General features: G+C 60.5%; 20 protein-coding genes and 2 pseudogenes. 10 read left to right on the top strand and 12 right to left on the bottom strand.

Annotated features, from left to right (window positions below; translation table 11 throughout):
* Positions 1–120: 120 nt before the first annotated feature.
* Entirely contained in the window at positions 121–1251 is a 1131-nt protein-coding gene (gene odc2, locus ACXHRN_RS23370; RefSeq protein WP_488638674.1) for an ornithine/lysine decarboxylase, read from the top strand.
* A 93-nt stretch (positions 1252–1344) separates the two neighbouring features.
* Positions 1345–1944, top strand: coding sequence for a GNAT family N-acetyltransferase (locus ACXHRN_RS23365; protein ID WP_488638673.1), 600 nt, complete (start codon positions 1345–1347; stop codon positions 1942–1944).
* Between the two features lie 132 nt (positions 1945–2076).
* Here ACXHRN_RS23365 and ACXHRN_RS23360 read toward each other — a convergent pair whose 3' ends face one another.
* The 4 genes and pseudogenes from ACXHRN_RS23360 to ACXHRN_RS23345 form a co-directional block, all read right to left on the bottom strand.
* The gene (locus ACXHRN_RS23360) at positions 2077–2802 is read right to left on the bottom strand and encodes a hypothetical protein (protein WP_488638672.1); all 726 of its coding nucleotides are present in this window, start codon (positions 2800–2802) and stop codon (positions 2077–2079) included.
* Between the two features lie 12 nt (positions 2803–2814).
* Positions 2815–3321 carry a Panacea domain-containing protein gene (locus ACXHRN_RS23355; RefSeq protein WP_488638671.1) on the bottom strand — a complete coding sequence of 169 codons (507 nt, stop codon included), beginning with the start codon at positions 3319–3321 and terminating at the stop codon, positions 2815–2817.
* A gap of 463 nt (positions 3322–3784) precedes the next feature.
* A pseudogene (locus tag ACXHRN_RS23350) lies at positions 3785–3991 on the bottom strand (cupin domain-containing protein); the annotation flags it as partial.
* Positions 3992–4004: 13 nt separating this feature from the next.
* The gene (locus ACXHRN_RS23345) at positions 4005–4478 is read right to left on the bottom strand and encodes a VOC family protein (protein ID WP_488638670.1); all 474 of its coding nucleotides are present in this window, start codon (positions 4476–4478) and stop codon (positions 4005–4007) included.
* A gap of 336 nt (positions 4479–4814) precedes the next feature.
* Here ACXHRN_RS23345 and ACXHRN_RS23340 point away from each other — a divergent pair, with 336 nt between their 5' ends.
* Positions 4815–6398: a Na+/H+ antiporter gene (locus ACXHRN_RS23340; protein ID WP_488638669.1), complete on the top strand. Its 1584-nt coding sequence runs from the start codon at positions 4815–4817 to the stop codon at positions 6396–6398.
* Between the two features lie 4 nt (positions 6399–6402).
* Here ACXHRN_RS23340 and ACXHRN_RS23335 read toward each other — a convergent pair whose 3' ends face one another.
* A complete protein-coding gene (locus ACXHRN_RS23335; RefSeq protein ID WP_488638668.1) occupies positions 6403–7260 on the bottom strand; it encodes a MerR family transcriptional regulator in 858 nt (285 codons plus the stop codon).
* Between the two features lie 136 nt (positions 7261–7396).
* On the opposite strand from ACXHRN_RS23335, the gene ACXHRN_RS23330 reads away from it, so the two are divergent.
* The 3 genes from ACXHRN_RS23330 to ygiD all read left to right on the top strand — a co-directional run bounded on the left by ACXHRN_RS23330 (position 7397) and on the right by ygiD (position 11140).
* Complete coding sequence (locus tag ACXHRN_RS23330) at positions 7397–8677, top strand: 4-aminobutyrate--2-oxoglutarate transaminase (RefSeq protein WP_488638667.1); 1281 nt, start codon at positions 7397–7399, stop codon at positions 8675–8677.
* A gap of 3 nt (positions 8678–8680) precedes the next feature.
* Positions 8681–10159 (top strand): NAD-dependent succinate-semialdehyde dehydrogenase, encoded by a 1479-nt coding sequence (locus ACXHRN_RS23325; protein WP_488638666.1) that lies wholly within the window; start codon positions 8681–8683, stop codon positions 10157–10159.
* A 171-nt stretch (positions 10160–10330) separates the two neighbouring features.
* A complete protein-coding gene (ygiD, locus tag ACXHRN_RS23320) occupies positions 10331–11140 on the top strand; it encodes a 4,5-DOPA-extradiol-dioxygenase (protein WP_488638665.1) in 810 nt (269 codons plus the stop codon).
* A 3-nt stretch (positions 11141–11143) separates the two neighbouring features.
* On the opposite strand, the gene ACXHRN_RS23315 is transcribed toward ygiD, so the two are convergent.
* On the bottom strand, positions 11144–11584 hold the full coding sequence (locus tag ACXHRN_RS23315) for a DUF1810 domain-containing protein (RefSeq protein WP_488638664.1): 441 nt from the start codon (positions 11582–11584) through the stop codon (positions 11144–11146).
* Here ACXHRN_RS23315 and ACXHRN_RS23310 point away from each other — a divergent pair.
* Positions 11577–12224 (top strand): hypothetical protein, encoded by a 648-nt coding sequence (locus tag ACXHRN_RS23310; protein ID WP_488638663.1) that lies wholly within the window; start codon positions 11577–11579, stop codon positions 12222–12224. The two genes, ACXHRN_RS23315 and ACXHRN_RS23310, sit on opposite strands and share 8 nt — an antisense overlap.
* 43 nt (positions 12225–12267) lie before the next feature.
* Here the strand turns inward: ACXHRN_RS23310 and amaB are convergent.
* Positions 12268–13731, bottom strand: a pseudogene (amaB, locus tag ACXHRN_RS23305) (L-piperidine-6-carboxylate dehydrogenase); the annotation flags it as partial.
* 246 nt (positions 13732–13977) lie between these two features.
* Here amaB and ACXHRN_RS23300 point away from each other — a divergent pair.
* A complete protein-coding gene (locus ACXHRN_RS23300) occupies positions 13978–14169 on the top strand; it encodes a hypothetical protein (RefSeq protein WP_488638662.1) in 192 nt (63 codons plus the stop codon).
* Positions 14170–14294: 125 nt separating this feature from the next.
* A complete protein-coding gene (locus ACXHRN_RS23295) occupies positions 14295–15248 on the top strand; it encodes a hypothetical protein (protein WP_488638661.1) in 954 nt (317 codons plus the stop codon).
* Positions 15249–15276: 28 nt separating this feature from the next.
* Here the strand turns inward: ACXHRN_RS23295 and ACXHRN_RS23290 are convergent, their stop codons facing one another.
* Together ACXHRN_RS23290 and dapA are read right to left on the bottom strand one after the other, a co-directional pair.
* Complete coding sequence (locus ACXHRN_RS23290) at positions 15277–15573, bottom strand: hypothetical protein (RefSeq protein WP_488638660.1); 297 nt, start codon at positions 15571–15573, stop codon at positions 15277–15279.
* Positions 15574–15610: 37 nt separating this feature from the next.
* Positions 15611–16531, bottom strand: a complete 921-nt coding sequence (dapA, locus tag ACXHRN_RS23285; protein ID WP_488638659.1) for a 4-hydroxy-tetrahydrodipicolinate synthase — start codon at positions 16529–16531, stop codon at positions 15611–15613.
* Between the two features lie 71 nt (positions 16532–16602).
* On the opposite strand from dapA, the gene ACXHRN_RS23280 reads away from it, so the two are divergent.
* Positions 16603–16767, top strand: a complete 165-nt coding sequence (locus ACXHRN_RS23280) for a hypothetical protein (RefSeq protein ID WP_488638658.1) — start codon at positions 16603–16605, stop codon at positions 16765–16767.
* Between the two features lie 138 nt (positions 16768–16905).
* On the opposite strand, the gene ACXHRN_RS23275 is transcribed toward ACXHRN_RS23280, so the two are convergent.
* The 3 genes from ACXHRN_RS23275 to ACXHRN_RS23265 form a co-directional block, all read right to left on the bottom strand.
* Positions 16906–17553, bottom strand: coding sequence for a TetR family transcriptional regulator C-terminal domain-containing protein (locus ACXHRN_RS23275; RefSeq protein WP_488638657.1), 648 nt, complete (start codon positions 17551–17553; stop codon positions 16906–16908).
* Between the two features lie 40 nt (positions 17554–17593).
* Positions 17594–18379, bottom strand: coding sequence for a class I SAM-dependent methyltransferase (locus ACXHRN_RS23270; RefSeq protein WP_488638656.1), 786 nt, complete (start codon positions 18377–18379; stop codon positions 17594–17596).
* Between the two features lie 363 nt (positions 18380–18742).
* Positions 18743–19102 carry an SPW repeat protein gene (locus ACXHRN_RS23265; RefSeq protein WP_488638655.1) on the bottom strand — a complete coding sequence of 120 codons (360 nt, stop codon included), beginning with the start codon at positions 19100–19102 and terminating at the stop codon, positions 18743–18745.
* Positions 19103–19572: the final 470 nt, after the last annotated feature.

The raw sequence follows: 19572 nt of genomic DNA, 5'->3' as shown, positions 1-19572 counted from the left end.
TAGCTCCGTCTTTCGCTTGTCCTCCGGAGTTGCCGGAGAAATGCCACCTGTCCATGCGGTCGAGCCGGTTGAGTCCGGCTTCCGCAAAGGACAGCCCAACTGATTTGGAAGGACTCTGTCATGACCGCACGTATTCGCGATTTCCTCGCCACCCGACGACCGGAAGGCCCGTGCCTCATCGTTGATCTCGATGTCGTCAAGGACAATTTCAAGGCATTCCGTCACGCCATGCCGGACAGCTCCATCTACTATGCTGTCAAGGCCAACCCGGCGCCGGAAATCCTCAAGCTGCTTGCTGGCATGGGCTCGAATTTCGATTGCGCCTCCGTGGCTGAAATCGAAATGGCGCTCAATGCCGGCGCGACCCCCAGCCGGATCTCGTTCGGCAACACCATCAAGAAAGAGCGTGACATTGCGCGCGCTCATGGCCTGGGGGTCAACCTTTTTGCCGTCGACAGCCACGAGGAAGTCGAAAAGGTCGGCCGTGCCGCTCCCGGCGCCCGGGTGTTCTGCCGCGTGCTCACCGATGGTGACGGCGCCGAATGGCCGCTGTCGCGCAAGTTCGGCTGCGTGCCGCAGATGGCCGTCGACGTGCTCGTCTATGCTCATCAGCTGGGCCTCGATTCCTATGGCGTGTCGTTCCATGTCGGTTCGCAGATGACCAAGGTCGATGCCTGGGATTCGGCTCTTGCCGATGCCAAGCGCGTCTTCGTGTCGCTTGCCAAGCAGGGCATCGAGCTGAAGATGGTCAATATGGGCGGCGGTTTTCCGACCAAGTACCTCAAGGACATCCCGTCGTCGGAGGCCTATGGCCGCGCGATCTTCGCAAGCCTGAAGAAGCATTTCGGCAACAACATTCCCGAAACCATCATCGAGCCGGGTCGCGGCATGGTTGGCAATGCCGGTGTCATCAAGTCGGAAGTCGTGCTGATCTCGCGCAAGTCGGACAATGACACCCATCGCTGGGTGTTCCTCGACATCGGCAAGTTCGGCGGCCTGGCAGAGACCATGGACGAGGCGATCCGTTACCCCATCCGCACCGAGCGTGATGGCGACGAGATGGAGCCCTGCGTGCTGGCCGGCCCGACCTGCGACTCGGCTGACGTGATGTATGAAAAGAACATGTATCCGCTGCCGCTGTCGCTCTCGATTGGTGACGAAGTGCTGATCGAAGGCACCGGTGCCTACACGACGACCTACTCGGCCGTGGCCTTCAACGGCTTCGAACCGCTCAAGGCCTACGTGATCTGATATCTCCATTGCCAGCCCCGTAGCCAGCCGGGGCGGCAAATTCACAATTCCTATCATCGCCGTGCAATTCGGTATTGGGTACGGGAGGCCAAGATGGCCGCTGTTCTTGATTCTGTCCGCGCATTCCTTGCGCCAAAAAACAAAGATGCCTTCCTGATCGACCGGGAAAACCCGTCCGATGTCGTGGCGCGTGAAAGCCTGCTCGATCGCGCCATGGGTCCGATGCGCAAGAAGAAGTCTTCCGAAGCGCTTCGCCGCAACCGCCTGCCGGCCGAAGGCCTGGCGCTGGTAGCCCGCGATTCCTCGGGCCATGTCATCGCCACGGTGCGCCTCTGGAACATCGATGCCGGCATCACGCCGGAAGGCAATGTCGTGCCGGCCCTGCTGCTCGGCCCGCTGGCTGTCGATGCCGACAATGAAGGCAAGGGCATTGGCGGAGCACTGATGCGTGCCGCCATTCTCGAAGCCAAAAAGCGCGGCCACGGCGCCATCCTGCTGGTCGGCGATGCCCCCTACTATGAGCGCTTCGGCTTCTCGGCCGATAAGACCACCACTCTTATGATGCCTGGGCCTTTTGCCCGCGAACGCTTCCTGGCGCTGGAACTCAAGAGCGGATGGCTGGAAGGTGCGGTCGGTGTGCTGACGGCTTCGGGTGCGAGGATGATGGACGCGGGGATGAAGCGGGCGGCGTGAGGTTGCCCGTCTGTATTTGGTCGGGGTCGCCGTTGCGCCAGATGCAAACGTCAGCTCGCACGTTTGGATGCGAGCCTTGCTGGCTATCAATAGCGCACCAGCTCGCTTCGAGCACTGCCACCCGCGCCACGGTCAATCCCAGAAATCGGGTTGATCGGGATCGGGGGCGCGATTGTCCGGCCGTCCGCCTGGCGGCGGTGGTGGCTGTGCACCTGCGAGTTCATCAAGCGCGCGATAATATCCTTCGGCAAAGCACTCCAGCATTTCAGACTTACGCTGGTAATCGACGCGCGGAATGTCGCGTGCGTCGATTACACGGAGCGTTCTAGGCTGCTTGGGCGAAGGCGAGCTGAAATCCAGAATTTCGAACCGCGCGGTTTCCAGGTCCGGGTCCTGCATGATGATTTCGTCTACGAGTGTGACGAAGAGGGAAAGCCGTTCCTTTGCCAACGGATTCTGGCGCCAGAAACTGAACCAGGGAAAATAGAGCTGCCCGCCGATACCGTAGATCATGGGCGGCTCGAACGGCACCATCAGGTCGCGACCGATGGGATAATACCGCTTGTCGATGGTCTGGTAGAAGTCAGGCGAAACGCCCGCGAAATGGTCCCGGATTAGCGGCAGTACGCTCAGCAGGTTGTTGCGCACCGTCTCTCGTCTGATCTTCTTAATGCCCTTGACGACATCGTCATAGGGCACACCCAGCACCAGCATGTCACGGACGGCACCGTATAACGGATTGTAGTTGAACCTTGGCGGATCCTGCTCCAACCGGACCAATGCACGGGCTATAATAGCGGGCTCGCTACGCCAGTTACGCGCGAGGTGTTGAAGAGAGGGGATACGCAACTCAGCCATATAGTCATCCATCTATTGGATTGTGAACGGACGCACTGCTTTCGAATAAAAGGCCTGAATCTCGACATCGTCGATTTTCATGCCTGGATTCACTCTCCCCCCGTGATTCCATACTTTATGCCACGGACCGCCTTCCGCATGGCTCAAGCTGACAAGATCGCTGGCGCGCATTTTTGTATAGAACGCGACAATTTCGCTTAGCAGCGACTCGGTCTGCAAATCGAAATCATACTCCACTACGCACTGTTTACCATCAACGGTATTAATCTGCGTTGCCCGGCCCTCGATGGGATACCGGTCGTATGCCCGGAATTCACGATACAGGTATGGCAGGACCGGGCCGTACTCCCAAGCTTCAAACTTGTGACGTACCAGCGGTCGGTCCAGTTCGATAAGCGACCAGACATGACAGAAGTAAATAATCTTCTGCAGCGCGAGATTGGTCACGACCCGGCCGTTCCTGTCACAGAAGTCGAGTATGAAGTTGGCGATGGCGCGTCCGTCGTAACCGTTGGGCATTCTCATGTTCCTTGTCTGTTCCTAGCGCACGCCGCCTGTGTTTGCAATGGCGGGCAATACGCTGCGCACAGGATTTTAGCGAGCCACCCTCAGGGAGCGGATGAAGGCGATCGACAATTAAATCTTTCGAGGCAGGCGTGGAAGGCGGCAAGGAAATTGGCGAGGCAGTTAGCCCGGCATCGTGGCGGACGCTCGTACGACATGGGCGCTACCAAGCGTCCAGCAAAGGCTTTTGGGTATGCCCGGAAGCACGCATCGGACAAAAATACTCCTGCCGTAGGCGAAGCAGCGGTTGCATGATCCCGGCCGCCGTCTTCTGATGCCGTTCAAGCCTAGCTTGATCGAGGTCTGCTTTCTGGCAGACCCCACCGCAGGCCCTACGGCCGACGTGGGCGCAAAGCAGGCCTTGGTTGGGTGCATTTTCTATGGCCGCTTCGGGCCAAAAGCCGCAGCCTCCTCTAAATCAAAACGTTGGCGGCGTATTGATCCATACCAGCACCGTCTCGCCGGCAAAAACTGTTGCGCCAGGAATGTGGCCGGCGGCTCTCGGAGTAGAACGAATCCCCACGCCGAGCTCGAAGAACTGGTCGCCGTCGAGCACGATCTCGATGCGGCCCGCCAGCACGTGCAAAAATTCCTCGCCGCCGGGCTCGCACGCGCCTTCGCTCGATAGCTCTCCGACATCAGCCGCGCCGTGCGGCCTCGATCGCGGCGACGTCGATCTTTCCCATGTCCATCATCGCCTCAAATGCGCGCTTTGCTTCGGCGCCACCGGCGGCCATAGCCTCGGTCAGCGCGCGCGGGGTGATCTGCCACGAGATGCCCCATTTGTCCTTGCACCAGCCGCAGGCGCTCTCCTGCCCGCCATTGCCGACGATGGCGTTCCAATAGCGGTCGGTCTCCTCCTGGTCGTCGGTTGCAATCTGGAACGAGAAAGCCTCGTTGTGTTTGAACATAGGGCCTCCGTTGAGCCCCATGCAAGCCACGCCCGCAACCGTGAAGTCGACCGTCAGCACGTCACCTTCCTTGCCGGACGGGTAGTCACTGGGCGCCCGATGGACGGCGCTGACCGCGCTATCGGGAAACACTTCGGAGTAGAAGCGAGCAGCAGCCTCGGCGTCCTTGTCGTACCAGATGCAGATGGTGTTCTTGTTCATGGTCTCATCCCTTCTCGTTGAAAGTCAAATTCGCCTTTCCGTCTATGCGCCCGGGAGCGCTCAGTCTTATCATCAACGTGCATTAAGAGAAAATGCGCCCGCGCGCCCAACATTCCTGCGAAGCGTCTAAAAGTCTATGGCGCTTCTGCGAAATGCGTCAAAACGTAGGCGGCCTGTTGATCCAGATCAGCACCGTCTCGCCCGCGAAGCAGGCAGCCAGATCCCAGAGTGTTGACCCTGCAGACGCCGCGCACCCGGCAGCGGACAGAAGTGTTTTCAAATCGGAACCGAATGTTCTACGTTGGTGGCAAACAAAGATCACGAGGAATAAGACCAATGAATTCAATGGAGTTATTCGAGCTTGTGATCGGAATGTTCGTGGCGATCATCGCGCTGCACTATGCCGCCCACCGGCTCGGACTCCCGCCCTCCGTGGCGCTGCTCGCGGGCGGCGCGCTTCTGGCCTTCGCGCCGGGCCTGCCGACGATCGAGGTTGATCCAGAGCTGGTGCTGGTGATATTCCTGCCGCCGCTGCTGCTGGACGGGGCTTGGTCCATCCCGCTCGGCCCCCTGCGCCGGCACATGATCGGCATCGTGTCGCTTGCGGTCGGGGCGGTGTTGTTCACCTGCATCGCCGTCGCCGTAGTGACGCATCTTCTCTTTCCGTCACTGCCCTGGGCGGCCTGCGCGGCACTGGGGGCGATCGTCTCGCCGCCCGACGCGGTCTCGGCCCGCGCGGTGCTGCAGCGGGTGAGGTTGCCGCGGCGTCTGCAGATCCTGCTCGAAGGCGAGAGCCTGTTCAACGACGCGAGCGGCCTCGTGCTTTTCCGCTTTGCCATCGCCGCTGGTGTGACCGGCATGTTCAGCGCCGCCGATGCAGTGGAAAGCTTTTTTGTGCTGGCGATCGGCGGAGCCCTTGTCGGCGCCGCGGTTGGCGCTGCATGGGTCGTCTTCGCGCGCCGCCTGGGGGATGAGTATCTGATCATCGCGTCCACCGCGCTGATTTCGTGGACGTCCTATCTGCTCGGTGAATTGATTCACGTTTCGGGCGTCATCGCCGTCGTTACCGCCGGCATGATAGCGAGCTGGCATCAGCACACCGTGCTGTCCGCGTCCACCCGCATGCGCGGCACGTCCTTCTGGACAGTGATCGTCTTCCTGATGGAAGCGGCGGTCTTCATTCTGATCGGCCTGTCGCTGCGGGGTGTGGTTGAGCGCGGCGGTGGCTTCGGCGTCGTCGCCGCAACGATGGGATGGCCGATCCTGGCGCTCCTGCTTGCGCTGACGCTGGCGCGCTTTGCCTGGGTTTTCGCGTCGGACTGGATGATTCGGCTTTGCAACTTCTTTGGTATCAAGCGATATACGCCGCTCGGTGCCCGAAGTGCCGTCGTGCTCAGCTGGGCGGGCGTTCGTGGAGTGGTCACGCTGGCCCTGGCGCTCAGCGTGCCCGAAAATTTCCCCGGCCGCGACTTCATCTTGGTGGCCGCTTTCGCCGTTATCGTCGGAACTGTGCTCCTTCAGGGAACGACATTGAGCCGCGTGATTGACTGGGCCAGACTGAGTGAGGCGATATCCGAAAAGCCTCGGCTGAGCATGAGCCAGGCCGAAGCCGCGATGGCCCAGGTCCAGTTCACAGCCGTGCAAGGCCTAGCCTATGACGGCGAGGGCACCCTCATTCATCCGCAGTTGCTTGACCGGTATCAGCGACGGGCGGTGGGGATCGTCGATTACGCTGAACGCACGGAGCACTATACGCCCCTGTTGCGCGCGCATTTCACAGTCGTGCTCGAAGCGGTGGCCACCGGGCGTCGGGAACTCATCAAGCTTCACCGCGCCGGCGATATCGACGACGAGACCTTGCATGAACTGGAACGTGACCTCGACCTCGAGGAGTTGAGCGCATACGCCGCGATGGGATGACCAATCAAAACGTCGGTGGCGTGTTGATCCAGATCAGCACCGTCTCGCCGGCAAAGCTGTTGCGCCAGGAATGTGGCCTCCGGCTTTCGAAATAGAACGAATCCCCCATGCCAAGCTCGAAGAACTGATCGCCATCGAGGATGATCTCGATGCGCCCCGCCAGCACATGCATGAATTCCTCGCCCTCATGCTGGTACGCCCCTTCGCTGGATGCGCCGGGTGCCAATACGAAGCGGTGACACTCCATCTGGTTCTTGCCTTCCGACAGGATCTGGACCGTGACGCCGGAGGACGAGGGCGGCCAGTTGGACCATTGGCCGCGGCGGATCAGCGATTCCCCCGCATGCCGGTCTTCCTGCCCGCTCAAAACGGCGAGCGTCGTGCCAAAGGATGCGACGAGCTCATGTAGCGCCTTGAAGGACAGGCCCTGCGACGTGCGCTCGAAGGTCGAGAGCATCGACACCGGAATGCCGGTCTCAGTTGAAACCTTCTCCAGCGTCTTGCCGGCCTCGCGACGCAGATAGCGCAGCTTGCGGCCAATGTCCGAAGTGGGATGTGCCTTTGCCCGGATCTTCGGCTCCGCCCGATGGGGGGCGCCCTGTCCCAAGCCCTCGCGAATGGCCGCCGGGTTCAGGCCCTTGCCGTTCCTGAGCCAGCTGATTTCCTTCAGGCGTTCGATATGGATCTGCTCGTAAAGCCGCTGGCCGGAGTCGGTTCGCACGGGCTCGATCAGCCCCTGGCTTTCCCACAGGCGTAGCGTAGAGGGCGATACGCCGGCCATTCGGGCGGCTTCGGCGATCTTGAACCGCACCCGACCTGTCATCCCGGCGTCCTGGCCGCTGCTCATACGGTGTCTACCCATCAATAATTTTGCTGCATGCCCATATTGCAAGTCTACAGAAAAAATGCAAAAAATATTTTCAGCACCTCGACCTGCATCGCCGGGAGGCGGCGGGGCGGGGTATTTGCTTTGTCACAAAACAGGTCAGGGGTTTTCCATGTTGAACACGGATGTTGCGGCCAGACGGTCCGATGCGATCTCGCGCGGCGTTGGCGTCACCACGCAGATTTATGCCGATAAGGCGCTGAATGCCGAGATCTGGGATGTCGAGGGCCGCCGCTACATCGACTTTGCCGCCGGCATCGCCGTGGTCAACACCGGCCACCGCCACCCCAAGGTGATCGCTGCCGTCAAGGACCAGCTCGATCATTTCACCCACACCTGCCACCAGGTCGTGCCCTACGAGAATTATGTCCGCCTCGCCGAGCGCCTGAACGATGCCGTGCCCGGCAATTTCAAGAAGAAGACGATCTTCGTCACCACCGGCGCCGAAGCCGTTGAAAACGCCATCAAGATCGCACGTGCCGCCACCAACCGCTCTGCCATCATTGCCTTTTCGGGCGCCTTCCATGGCCGCACCTTCATGGGCATGACGCTGACCGGCAAGGTCGTTCCCTACAAGGTCGGCTTCGGCGCGATGATGCCGGATGTCTTCCACGTTCCTTTCCCGGTCGAGCTGCACGGCACCACAATCGAGGATTCCTTCTCGGTTCTCGACAAGCTGTTCAAGGCCGATGTCGATCCCAACCGCGTCGCGGCCTTCATCGTCGAGCCGGTGCAGGGCGAGGGCGGTTTCTACGAAGTGCCGCGCGCCTTCATGGTCAAGCTCCGTGAACTCGCCGACAAGCATGGCATCCTGCTGATTGCCGATGAAGTGCAGACCGGCTTTGCCCGTACCGGCAAGCTGTTCGCCATGGAGCATTTCGGCGTCGTCGCCGACATCACCACGATGGCCAAGGGCCTCGGCGGCGGCTTCCCGATCGCGGCTGTCACCGGCCGCGCTGATATCATGGATGCACCTGGCCCGGGCGGCCTCGGCGGCACCTATGGCGGCAACCCCATTGGCATCGCCGCCGGCAATGCCGTCCTCGACGTCATCGAGGAAGAGAAGCTCAACGAACGGGCGGAATCGCTCGGCAACCGCCTCAAGCAGCGCCTGCAGTCGCTGATCGGTGTGGTGCCGCAGATCGCCGACATCCGTGGCCCCGGCTTCATGAATGCGGTGGAATTCAACATTCCCGGCAGCAAGACGCCGAATGCGGATTTCGCCAACAAGGTGCGCGAGAAGGCGCTTGCCAAGGGCCTGATCCTCTTGACCTGCGGCGTCTATGGCAACGTCATCCGCTTCCTCGCTCCCATTACCATCGAGGATAGCGTCTTTTCGGAAGCGATGGATATTCTCGAAGAAACATTGCGCGAATGCGCCGCGGAGGCCTGATCCATGACCATTTCTGACAAGCTGCTTTCCAAGCTCAAGGACCCATCGCTCGTCGTCGACAAGGCTTTGATCGCGGGCGAATGGGTCGCCAAGAGCGACAGCGGCAAGACTTTTGAGGTCACCAATCCATCAAACGGTGAAGTCATCGCCACGCTGCCGGACATGAACCGTGCGGAAACCGCGCGCGCCATCGACGCAGCCTACAAGGCGCAGAAGCTCTGGGCTAAGAAAACCGGCAAGGAACGCGCTGCCGTTCTCCGCAAGCTCTATGACCTGATGGTCGCCAATGCGGACGACCTTGCAACCATCCTGACCATGGAAATGGGCAAGCCGGTGGCCGAGGCCAAGGGCGAAATCCTCTATGGCGCGTCCTATGTCGAATGGTTCGGCGAGGAAGCCAAGCGCGTCTACGGCGACACCATTCCCGGTCACCAGCCCGACAAGCGTATCATCGTCATCAAGCAGCCGGTGGGCGTGGTGGCGGCGATCACGCCGTGGAACTTCCCCAACGCCATGCTGGCCCGCAAGTTCGCGCCGGCTGTCGCGGCCGGTTGCGCGATGATCTCCAAGCCTGCGGCCGAAACACCGCTGTCGGCGCTCTCGCTGGCCCTTCTCGCCGAGCGTGCAGGCCTGCCTGCCGGCATCTTCAACGTCGTGCTCTCCAAGGACTCGCCGTCGATCGGCAAGGAATTCACCGAGAACGACAAGGTACGCAAGCTGACCTTCACCGGCTCCACCCAGGTCGGCAAGATCCTGATGCGCCAGGGCGCCGACCAGATCATGAAGCTCGGCCTTGAACTGGGCGGCAACGCGCCCTTTATTGTCTTTGATGACGCTGATCTCGATGCGGCCGTCGAAGGTGCGATGATCTCCAAATATCGTAACAACGGCCAGACCTGCGTTTGCGCCAACCGGCTCTATGTCCAGGCCGGTGTCTATGATGCATTTGCCGAAAAGCTCGCCGCCAAGGTTTCGGCCATGAAGGTCGGCGACGGTTTCGAAGCCGGCGTCAATGCCGGGCCGCTGATCACCGCAAAGGCTGTCGAGAAGGTCGAGGAGCATATCGCTGACGCGGTTGCCAAGGGCGCCAAGGTCTCCGTCGGCGGCAAGCCGGATGCCAAGGGTGGCCTGTTCTTCCAGCCGACCATCCTCACCGGCGTCACCCCCGACATGATGATCGCCCGCGAGGAAACCTTCGGTCCGGTCGCCCCGCTCTTCAAATTCGACACCGAAGAGCAGGTCGTCGAGATGGCCAACAACACCGAGTTCGGCCTGGCATCGTATTTCTACTCGCGCGACATCTCCAAGATCTTCCGGGTCGCCGAAGAGCTGGAATACGGCATGGTCGGCATCAACACCGGCCTGATCTCGACCGAAGTGGCGCCATTCGGCGGCATCAAGCAGTCGGGCCAGGGCCGCGAAGGCTCGAAATACGGCCTCGACGACTACACTGAGATCAAGTATCTCTGCCTGAGCATCTGATCCAGTGTGAACGAATGTGCAAAGGCCGTGGAGCGATCCGCGGCCTTTTTACATTTCCATCGTTCGCAAAACCGCAACGATATGTCGACCGCGGCGCGTCTTTCGTGAACGGTCGCGGCGAGCTATCTCTGTCTCAAGTAAACGGCCAAGGGCCGTTGGAGGTTTAGAAATATGGCATCGCTGAGCAACGCATTCGCAAATCTGAAATCCACGCCGCGCATGCCGGCTTTGTTCGTGGGCCATGGCAACCCGATGAACGCCATTCTCGACAATGAATACAGTCGCGAGTGGCGCCATATCGGCGAGGAATTGCCGGTGCCGAAGGCGATCCTGGTGGTCTCCGCCCACTGGATGACGCGGGGTGCGACACTGGTCCACATCGGCAACAATCCCAAGACCATCCATGATTTTGGCGGCTTTCCGCCCGAACTTTTCGCCCAGCAATATGCGGCACCCGGCGCACCGGATTTTGCCCAGGCGACCATCGATCTGCTGGAAGAAAGCCACGCCCATTCCGACGAGCGCTGGGGGCTGGACCATGGTGCCTGGTCGGTGCTGATCCAGATGTTCCCCAAGGCCGATATCCCGGTCTATCAGCTGTCGCTCGACCTTTCCAAGGATCTGTCGGAGCATTTCAAGCTGGCGCAGGAGCTGAAGAAGCTGCGCGAAAAGGGCGTGCTGATCATCGGCTCGGGCAATGTCGTGCACAATTTGCGCATGCTCAGCATGGATGGCACAAAGCCGGAATGGGCGCTGCAATTCGACCAGTACATGGCCGACGCAATCGCCGTGAGGGATGTCGGCAAAGTGCTGGAAGTCGGCCAGCTCGGCCGGGTCGCGACACTCGCGCACCCAACCATCGAGCATTTCCTGCCGATCCTTTACCCGCTGGCCGTCATGGCCGACGACGAGAAAGTCGGGTTCTTCAACGAAGGCTTCGATATGGGCTCGATTTCGATGCGGAGTTTTCTGCTGTCGTAGAAATTATGCCGACGGATGCAGCAGCAATTCCAGCGTTCGTCGGTCCATCTCCCCTCCGCAATAACGGTCGAGCGCGTCCAGATACAGCCTTTCGCGGCCGGCCCTGGAAAACAGCGTCATCGACGAGCGGAATTTCATGTCGTCGGGTGACCCGAAGATCTGGTTAAGCGTCCGTCCCTGCACCTGCAAGACCGCCTCGGTGCACCGTCTCAATCGCTGACCCAGAACCGGATGCTCCAGATAAGCCTTCGCCTCGTCGAGCGAGACGATCCCGTATTTCTGCGCCGTGGAAGACACGCCAAGCCCGCGCAGCTGCGGAAAGACGAACCACATCCAGTGGCTTCGCTTCGCGCCAGCCGTCAATTCCGCCAGCGCCTGGTCGAAGATGCCGGCTTGCGCGGTGATGAAACGGTCGAGGTCGAAGGGGTGGGCTTCAGTGATCATCAGTTTCCTCCCTCGTGCATTGAAACACCACGCGGACGGTGATGCAAATCCATTGTCAACGCATGTCAGTCGTGGAAAAGGGAAAGCGTTCCTTTCCGATGAGGTGTTGAAAATGCGTCTTCCTTCTGTTTTGGCGATCCTGCTGGTTCAAGCTCTCGCTATATTCGCCTCCCTCCATGCGGTGGCCGAGCCGTTGCCGGAGATCTGGAAAAAGACCATGACCGGCGACCCGGCAACCAATTTCTTTCTGAAGAAATACAGCGAGAAGTCTGAAAAGCCGGCGGTTCAATATTACCGCGACATGTACCTCATAGCCTTGCTCAGCGGTTGCGGAACGCTCGATATCCGGCTCAAGACTTTCTTCGAATACGAGAGGGCAATCGGCTTCGGTGCCTTCAGCGAGAAGGACATCAAGGACGCAAAGTTTGAGGTCGGGGCTTTCATGCGCGGCATGGATGTGAGGACAGCGGCGCATCTCTGCGCGGGCGGAGACTACATGTTCGGCAAGAATGGCGTGTTGATTCCGGGCGTCATGCGCCCCAATGGGCAGCCGCTGAACGTGCAATATGACCCGAAAAATCCATACATCATGCTCGAGATCGACAAGATCGAAAGCGCGTTCAACAGCCACAGGAAATAGGATCGCGGCGGCTGTCCGCCGCGATCCTTAATTTCGACGCAGACTACTCGACGTCGAACTTGACGCCCTGTGCGAGCGGCAGCGTGCGGCCGTAGTTGATCGTGTTGGTGGTGCGGCGCATATAGCCCTTCCAGGCGTCCGAACCGGATTCGCGGCCGCCGCCGGTTTCCTTTTCGCCACCGAAGGCGCCGCCGATTTCGGCGCCCGACGGGCCGATATTGACATTGGCGATGCCGCAATCCGAACCGCGTGCGGAGATGAAGGTCTCGGCTTCGCGCATGTCGTTGGTGAAGATCGACGACGACAGGCCCTGCGGAACGTCGTTGTGCAGTGCCAGCACAGCGTCGAAATCAGAATACTTGGTCACGTAGAGGATCGGCGCGAAGGTTTCGTCCAGCATCGGTCCAGCCTGCTTGGGCATCTCGACCAAAGCCGGGCGCACATAGGTGGCGTCGCCTGTCGAGGAAATCTCGACCTTTTCGCCGCCATGCACCTTGCCGCCCTCGGTCTTGGCGGCTTCAAGCGCCGACTGCATGCGGGTAAACGCGCCCTTGTCGATCAGCGGGCCGACCAATGTGCCGGTTTCCAGCGGATTGCCGACCTTGACGGAGCCATAGGCCTTGATCAGCCGCGGCACGAGCGCGTCGTAGACGCTTTCATGCACGAACAGGCGGCGCAGCGACGTGCAGCGCTGGCCAGCCGTGCCCATGGCCGAGAAGGCCACGCCGCGCAGCGTCAGGTCGAGATCGGCGGACGGGCCGACGATGGCGGCATTGTTGCCGCCGAGTTCGAGGATCGAGCGGCCGAAGCGGGCTGCAACACGCGGGCCGACGGCGCGGCCCATGACCGTCGAGCCTGTGGCCGAGACCAGCGCCACGGCCGGATTGTCAACGAGCGCCTCGCCGAGCGCGCGTTCGCCGATCAGCAGCTGCGAAAGGCCGTCTGGTGCGGTGCCGCCGGCGGCACGGTAGCGGGCGACCGCTTTCTCGAACAGGGCATGGGTGGCCAGCGCTGCGAGCGAAGACTTTTCCGACGGCTTCCAGATGATCGAATTGCCCGACACCAGCGCCAGCGCCGCATTCCACGACCACACCGCGACGGGGAAGTTGAAGGCCGAGATGATCAGGGTCACGCCCAGCGGATGCCAGGTTTCCATCATCCGGTGGTCGGTGCGTTCTGTAGCGATCGTCAGGCCAGTCAGCTGGCGTGAAAGGCCGACCGCGAAATCGCAGATGTCGATCATTTCCTGCACTTCGCCGAGGCCTTCGGAGACGATCTTGCCGACTTCGATCGAAACCAGGCGCCCGAGCGCATCCTTGTTGGCACGCAATTCTTCGCCGAGCAGGCGGATCAACTCGCCGCGCTTGGGGGCGGGCACGCCGCGCCATTCGAGGAAGGCGGCCTGCGCCTTTTTCACGGCGTCGCCCGCAACTTTCTCGTCATCCGCCGGCAGGTTGGCCAGGATCTCGCCCGAGATCGCCGAGCGTGCGGCAAGCGTGCCGCCGCTGACGGCTTTGTCGGAGACGCCGAGCGATTTCAGGAGGTCGAGCGTTTCGGATTTCAGGCTTTCGATGGCGTTGCCCATGCTATTTTCCTTAGAAACTGAATGTCTTCATTTGGCGAGCGTTTTGGCCGAGACGGCGCAAAATCGCAAGCAGATTCGCTGATGTACCCATGGGAACAGCGCAATGTGGAGCAAAATCGTAGAAGAAACCCAGAAAAACAACTTAACAATCGTCTGTCTGGGGAAATCATGAAAAAGTTTGCAGCCCTTGCTCTTCTCGCCGCACTCGGTCTCTCCATGAGCCTGAGCGATGGCGAAGCCGCCTGGAAAAAACGCGGCTGGTACACGAAGAAGCCGGGCGCCAATTGCGTCATGCGCAAGGTCGCGACCACCAATGCCTCTGGCCAGGTCGTCGTCCAGAAGGTGCGGGTCTGCAGCTGATCTCACGATCGCTCCAATCGACCACTTCCCGTTAAAGTTTCCGAAACGCGAACACCTCTATAGTCCCCCGGGGTTTATCAAGACACGCCTTGGCGGGGCGGTGGAGTGTTGCGTTGAAAATTGGCATGCCCAGGGTCCGGTTTACCCGGAAAGTCATCATCATATCGTTCGGCATGCTGGCGCTGCTCGGCGGCTCGGGCGCCGCTGCGCTGTATGTCGGTGCCGACAAGTTGCTGGGCGAGCCGCAGGCGAGCATTGCCGGCGGCCAATGCACGACAATCCAGACCATGGTGCTGAAGACGCCCGCCAAGCGGCTGTGGCTCCGGAAATATGTCCGCATGGACAATGCCGATGGGCCGACGCGCATCCGCACCGCATTGCGAGTCGCCGGCGTGCTGGCCAAATCCAACGCCGTCGATCTGATTCAGGTCAGCGTGCTGGATGCGCACGGGCCGGACAAGCGCGCCGATATGCGCGGCCGGGCCATTGGCGCCGAAGTCACCTTCGCGCTCGAACCGCATTACCTGCCCGAGATGAAGCAGCCGTTCACTGCGCGCTATTATGACGGCGTGCCGACGTCAGAAGGTCGCTTCTACGGCCGCAAGGTGACACTCGAAGTCGCCAGTATCGAAAAGCTAATGACCTCGATGAAATCGGAGCCGGATCTAGAAGGCTGCACCGAGCCGGAGCGCCCCGAAGACGCTGCCGCCGGCAAGGAGCACGGCAAGCCGAGCGACCAGACCGTCTCGGCGGGCGAACATGGCAAACCCGCCACCAAGGGCGAACACGCTGCCACTGGCGACGAAGCCAAGGCGGATCCCGCCGGCCACGAAACGGCGCCGAAGAAGGAGCAGTCCTTTCTCGACGGGATCCTGAGCATGGTTGGTCTGGGAAGCTCTGAACAGAAAGTGCCCGAGGGCAAGCAAGTTCCCGAGAGCCATGAAGCCAAGGTCGACGACAACGGCCCTGCAGTCGCCGACGATGCAATCGAGCCGGTGCCTACTGCCGACGACCATGGCGAAAAGTCTGCCGAAGCAACAGCACACGATTCCCCGCCGATAGAGCAGGACGCCCACTAGAAAGCCACTGAAAGATGCGGCCTCGCCGTCAGGCGCGGCGCAGGCGATGGTTATGCGCCATGACGCGCCGGCCGATCGATGCCGCCTGCTCGTCATCGCGATCGTCGAATGGTTCGACGGCCGTGTCGGTGGGCGCCTTGCAGACCATGTGCGGATCGCGGTCGCTTTCCTGAATGGCAAAGTGGCTGGCGGCCTCCTCGCTGGCAAACAGTCCGCCGATGCGGCCCAGCTTGTCGTGCACGACCCACCAGCCGTGATGGTCGCGGCCGATCGTGAAGCGCGTGGAGGCTGGTGTGTTCCAGCCGGGATGATGAAGACTGCCCATGATGGGGTTCCTGCTGTTGATGATGGAAAAAAGCCGCTTAGAGCGCCTGTTTGCGACCAAGGGCCTGGTTCGGTAGTGACGTCATGGCCATGCGCATGGCGGCCGCGGCATCGGGCGATACCGGTGTCAGGGGAAGCCGGACATCGGCGTGGATTCCGCGCAACTCGCCAAGCGCCTGCTTGATGATTGCCGGCCCCGCCTCACGCTCAAGGATTTGGATGATTGCGGTGTTGCGCTCGTTCAGTGCCAACGCCGCGTCCATGTTGCCTGTCCGAAGCGCGTCATGCATGGCACTGATGAAGCGCGGGGCGATATTTGCGGCGATCGAGAAGGAACCGGCGGCGCCGGCAATGTTGAATGCAAGCGCCGTCAGGTCGTGGCCGGAATAGTGCCGCAGCCGTTTCCTGATCGCGAGAGGCGTGCGGGCAAGACGGCTGATATCGCCGGTGCAATCCTGGATACCGATCACTTGATCTATCGCTGCGAGGCGCTCCAGCGTGCGCGGTGTGAGGTCGCTTGCCGTCAGACCGGGCGCATTGCAGACCACGATGCGAATATCGACCGCTGCCGCAATGGCTTGGTAATGGCGGACGATGCCTTCCTGCGAGGGCTTGTTGTAATAGGGCGTGACGATGACAACGGCATCCGCGCCGAGGCTTTTTGCATCCTCGGTCAGGGCGATGGTCGTGGCCGTCGAATTGGTGCCGGTGCCGGCAACGACGGGCACGGCATGCGCCGCCGCCTTGACCGCCACCCGGATCGCCTCGGCTCGTTCGTCACGCGACAACGAGGTTGCCTCGCCGGCCTGGCCGCAGACCACCAGGCCGGCAATGCTGCTGTCTATCTGCCAGCGCACGAGAGATGTCAGGGCATCGACGTCAAGCGCACCATTGCGGAAAGGCGTTATGAGATCGCAGTAAGCGCCGCCGGGGAGCGGTCGTTGAAGAGGGCCTTGCATGGTCATTCCTGGGGATTGATTGATAGTGTCGCTATTCGTCGAGCAACTCATCCCGCTTCCGTGAGGAACAGATGAATGAGGCTTGCGGCAGCGATGACAGTCAGCGTGGCAAGCATTATGGGGAAAAGCCGGTCGGGCCTTTCAGCCGGGTGCTGGTGTTCGGCGAGTTTCCTGGCGGCGCGGCGCGCAGCCACGAAGCGGGCGAGGTCATGCCTTGCCTGGATCAGTCGGGTTGAGAGTGAGGGTCGCGGATGATGCGGATGAGAGGACATTCAATGGTTCGCTTCGCCTGTTGACGATGCGAACACATTAGTCCCGAACCGGATAAACATTCGATCGGGAAGGCAGGCCGGAGGCATAAGGAATCTGTAAGGCTACTTTATGCCGGTCGTGGAAATATGCTTGGGAAGCACCGCCGCGACATATTCTATCGCTGCACCCAGCGCCTTTTCGCGCGTCAGCCCGTCATTCATCATCAGTCGGAACCACAGGCCTTCCATCATCGAGCAGATGCCCAGCGCCATCGGTTCGGGATCGTAGCCGTAGCCGCCTTCGGCTTTCAGCTCGGCGCAGAGGGCGACGAATGTATTCTGGTAATTGAGGTCGCTGGCGCCGCAAAGCGCCTGGTAGGTCGGGCGTGACTTGGCTTCGCCCCAGAAGGCGCACCAGGCGGCCAGCTTGCGTTTGGTGCAGATCTTGCGGTCGAAATCGGCGTTGACCAGCGCCCAGATGCGGCCGGCCGCCGTCGGCGTCGCCTTTTCCAGCGCGGTAGCCCAATGGGCGGCATATTCGTCGGACATGTATTGCAGCGTCGCGACGAGCAGCTTTTCCTTGCTCTCGAAATGGAAGTTGACGATGCCGCGCGACAGCTTAGCGCCATCGGCGACATTGGCGAGCGTCGTGTCGGAATAGCCGCGCTTGGCAAGCGAATCGATCGTCGCCTCGATCAGCTGCTGCTGACGGGTTTCCTTCGACGCCTTGCGGCTTCTCTTGTCTGCTTCGACCGGCTGGGCAACATTCATACCGTCTGCCAATTCCATCTGTCAGGGCGAAACTTCGCCGTCAGTTCCGAGGTTTGATTGCTCTCAAGTGCGTAGGACAATGCTCCCCGCTGTCAAGCACCTTTTGCATCGCGACCCATGTGCGGATGTTCTTGTCAACAAACTCCTGATTTGTCAGCGCCACTGCCTCGTCATATAGCTCCGTTTGCAGCCGTTTCAACTCGCGCGCCGCTTCCTGCCGATACCAGGCGTTACGGCTTTCCGTGCTGACGTCGGCAAAGCCGGTGCCTTTCATCGCCTTCCTGTAGCGCCTGGGTGATGCCATGCCGAAACTCAGGCCTTCGGCGGCAAGATAAGCCTTCATCTCGTCGCTCGGCTCATTGTCATGGCCGATCAGCCAGTCCGAGGCGGCAAACACGCCGCCCGGCTTCAGAACCCGGAAGATTTCGGCAAAGATAGTGTCCTTGTCGGGAATGTGAACCATCGCATCCTTGGAAAAGACGAGGTCGAAGCTTTCGTCGGGAAAGGGAAGGCGGCCCGGCGCGCCTTGCGTGAACTCGGCCCGGCCCGCTAACCCCGCTTTCGCCGCGCGACGGCGGGCCTGCTCGATCACCGGAAGCTCGACGTCGAAGCCGACGATCTGCTTCGGCTCGAAGCGTTCGGCAATGAAGAGCGTGATGCCGCCCGAGCCGCAGCCGAGATCGAGCACGCGTTTGCCACGGAGATCGAAGGCCGAAAGCACCCGCTCCACCTCCGCCGGCCCACCGGGCGAGAGGTAGCCGTCGCCCCACAGCAGCTCCAGGAAGCGCATGTGGATGTCATCATATTCAGGCTCGGCCTCAGTCATCGCGGCGGCTCCCAGATGCTGCTTTTTGTTCATTCCGGATACAGAAATCCTATGGCAGATTCAGCCAATTGCAAGATACTGACTGAATGCTCATTCAAAATATACAAGCAAGCCACGGCCACCTGTGTCTGCTTTTGCCAACAGGTGGGGAGCAGTTTGAAAAGGTATGATGACGATTGGTGGCGGGCACAACGGGCTGGAGGCGGTCTGCGAGCGCGCCGGCCTAAAGGCTGGTGTCGTGCCCAGCCACCGCGCCGGGAATGAGGAAATGCGGAACGATCAGCAACCGTCCGGGCGCATGAATTCAACGTTCCCGCCGCTTTGCGCGGCGGGCTCTCACTTCAATAGCCTCGGATCTGAGGCTTAGGCGTGAGCGTGCGGGTGGTGCTGGTCCCAAACTACCCAGATCGATACTGCCGCGACGAGCAGTCCCATAACTACGCTGGTCCACATTGCGTTCACATTGGCCGCAAAACCGAGTACCCAGGGAGATACGGTCAGCCAGAGGCCGAGCGCCAGGTTTGCCCATTCTTCCCATTCGGCGAAAACCGAGATCGCCGCGAACGCCAGTGCGCCGATGATGACCCCGACGATCCACGCATTCCAGCTCGGCATGGTTTCGGCGGCAAAGCCAATAACCCAAGGCGAAATGAACACGCATATTGCCAGAGCCACCATGGCCCAATCCTGTGCTGTCTTTCTTTCCATCATAGTGTTTGCCATGTCAGACCTCCGGTCTGAAGTTTAACTGAAGTAATTATATCGCGTTTTCGCGGAATTAGAAAAGGAAAATCAATCAAGTATGGAGAAATTAAGTGATCGTGATGGCGACGACCCGCGAACTGCAGTTTATGGTTGCCGTGAAATGTTCCATCGGGTGCGGATTTTCCGATTGGCCAAGCGCCTAAACTGGATCTGTCATGTAGATGAGGAGCGCAGAGGGCTGCAATTTGGCTTAACGACATCCTTTGCGCCGGCATTCGACTATAGGGGTGAGGTCATGCGCCAGCCTCCTGCTCCTAATCGGAAGTCGAAGGCTGGTTCATTGGGCGGTCGGGGGTCGATGGAAAAGCCAGCAAGACAAAAATCCCGCCGCAATTTCAGGTAATTGCATCTTACTGACTGAATGTTCATTCAAAATATATGGACAAGTCGATGTGTCTTATGGCAATTCTCGGATCAAGAACTGGGGA

Source organism: Shinella sp. OV683, from assembly GCF_057787725.1.
The sequence above is the reverse complement of the archived record's forward strand: the minus strand, read 5'-3'. Positions and strand labels throughout refer to the sequence as shown.

What these genes read in the sequence shown, in the direction of transcription:
- odc2 (WP_488638674.1), top strand. Translation starts at nt 121, where the DNA reads ATGACCGCACGTATTCGCGATTTCCTCGCCACCCGACGACCGGAAGGC.
- ACXHRN_RS23365 (WP_488638673.1), top strand. Translation starts at nt 1,345, where the DNA reads ATGGCCGCTGTTCTTGATTCTGTCCGCGCATTCCTTGCGCCAAAAAAC.
- ACXHRN_RS23360 (WP_488638672.1), bottom strand. Translation starts at nt 2,802, where the DNA reads ATGGCTGAGTTGCGTATCCCCTCTCTTCAACACCTCGCGCGTAACTGG.
- ACXHRN_RS23355 (WP_488638671.1), bottom strand. Translation starts at nt 3,321, where the DNA reads ATGCCCAACGGTTACGACGGACGCGCCATCGCCAACTTCATACTCGAC.
- ACXHRN_RS23345 (WP_488638670.1), bottom strand. Translation starts at nt 4,478, where the DNA reads ATGAACAAGAACACCATCTGCATCTGGTACGACAAGGACGCCGAGGCT.
- ACXHRN_RS23340 (WP_488638669.1), top strand. Translation starts at nt 4,815, where the DNA reads ATGAATTCAATGGAGTTATTCGAGCTTGTGATCGGAATGTTCGTGGCG.
- ACXHRN_RS23335 (WP_488638668.1), bottom strand. Translation starts at nt 7,260, where the DNA reads ATGGGTAGACACCGTATGAGCAGCGGCCAGGACGCCGGGATGACAGGT.
- ACXHRN_RS23330 (WP_488638667.1), top strand. Translation starts at nt 7,397, where the DNA reads ATGTTGAACACGGATGTTGCGGCCAGACGGTCCGATGCGATCTCGCGC.
- ACXHRN_RS23325 (WP_488638666.1), top strand. Translation starts at nt 8,681, where the DNA reads ATGACCATTTCTGACAAGCTGCTTTCCAAGCTCAAGGACCCATCGCTC.
- ygiD (WP_488638665.1), top strand. Translation starts at nt 10,331, where the DNA reads ATGGCATCGCTGAGCAACGCATTCGCAAATCTGAAATCCACGCCGCGC.
- ACXHRN_RS23315 (WP_488638664.1), bottom strand. Translation starts at nt 11,584, where the DNA reads ATGATCACTGAAGCCCACCCCTTCGACCTCGACCGTTTCATCACCGCG.
- ACXHRN_RS23300 (WP_488638662.1), top strand. Translation starts at nt 13,978, where the DNA reads ATGAAAAAGTTTGCAGCCCTTGCTCTTCTCGCCGCACTCGGTCTCTCC.
- ACXHRN_RS23295 (WP_488638661.1), top strand. Translation starts at nt 14,295, where the DNA reads ATGCCCAGGGTCCGGTTTACCCGGAAAGTCATCATCATATCGTTCGGC.
- ACXHRN_RS23290 (WP_488638660.1), bottom strand. Translation starts at nt 15,573, where the DNA reads ATGGGCAGTCTTCATCATCCCGGCTGGAACACACCAGCCTCCACGCGC.
- dapA (WP_488638659.1), bottom strand. Translation starts at nt 16,531, where the DNA reads ATGCAAGGCCCTCTTCAACGACCGCTCCCCGGCGGCGCTTACTGCGAT.
- ACXHRN_RS23280 (WP_488638658.1), top strand. Translation starts at nt 16,603, where the DNA reads ATGAATGAGGCTTGCGGCAGCGATGACAGTCAGCGTGGCAAGCATTAT.
- ACXHRN_RS23275 (WP_488638657.1), bottom strand. Translation starts at nt 17,553, where the DNA reads ATGAATGTTGCCCAGCCGGTCGAAGCAGACAAGAGAAGCCGCAAGGCG.
- ACXHRN_RS23270 (WP_488638656.1), bottom strand. Translation starts at nt 18,379, where the DNA reads ATGACTGAGGCCGAGCCTGAATATGATGACATCCACATGCGCTTCCTG.
- ACXHRN_RS23265 (WP_488638655.1), bottom strand. Translation starts at nt 19,102, where the DNA reads ATGGCAAACACTATGATGGAAAGAAAGACAGCACAGGATTGGGCCATG.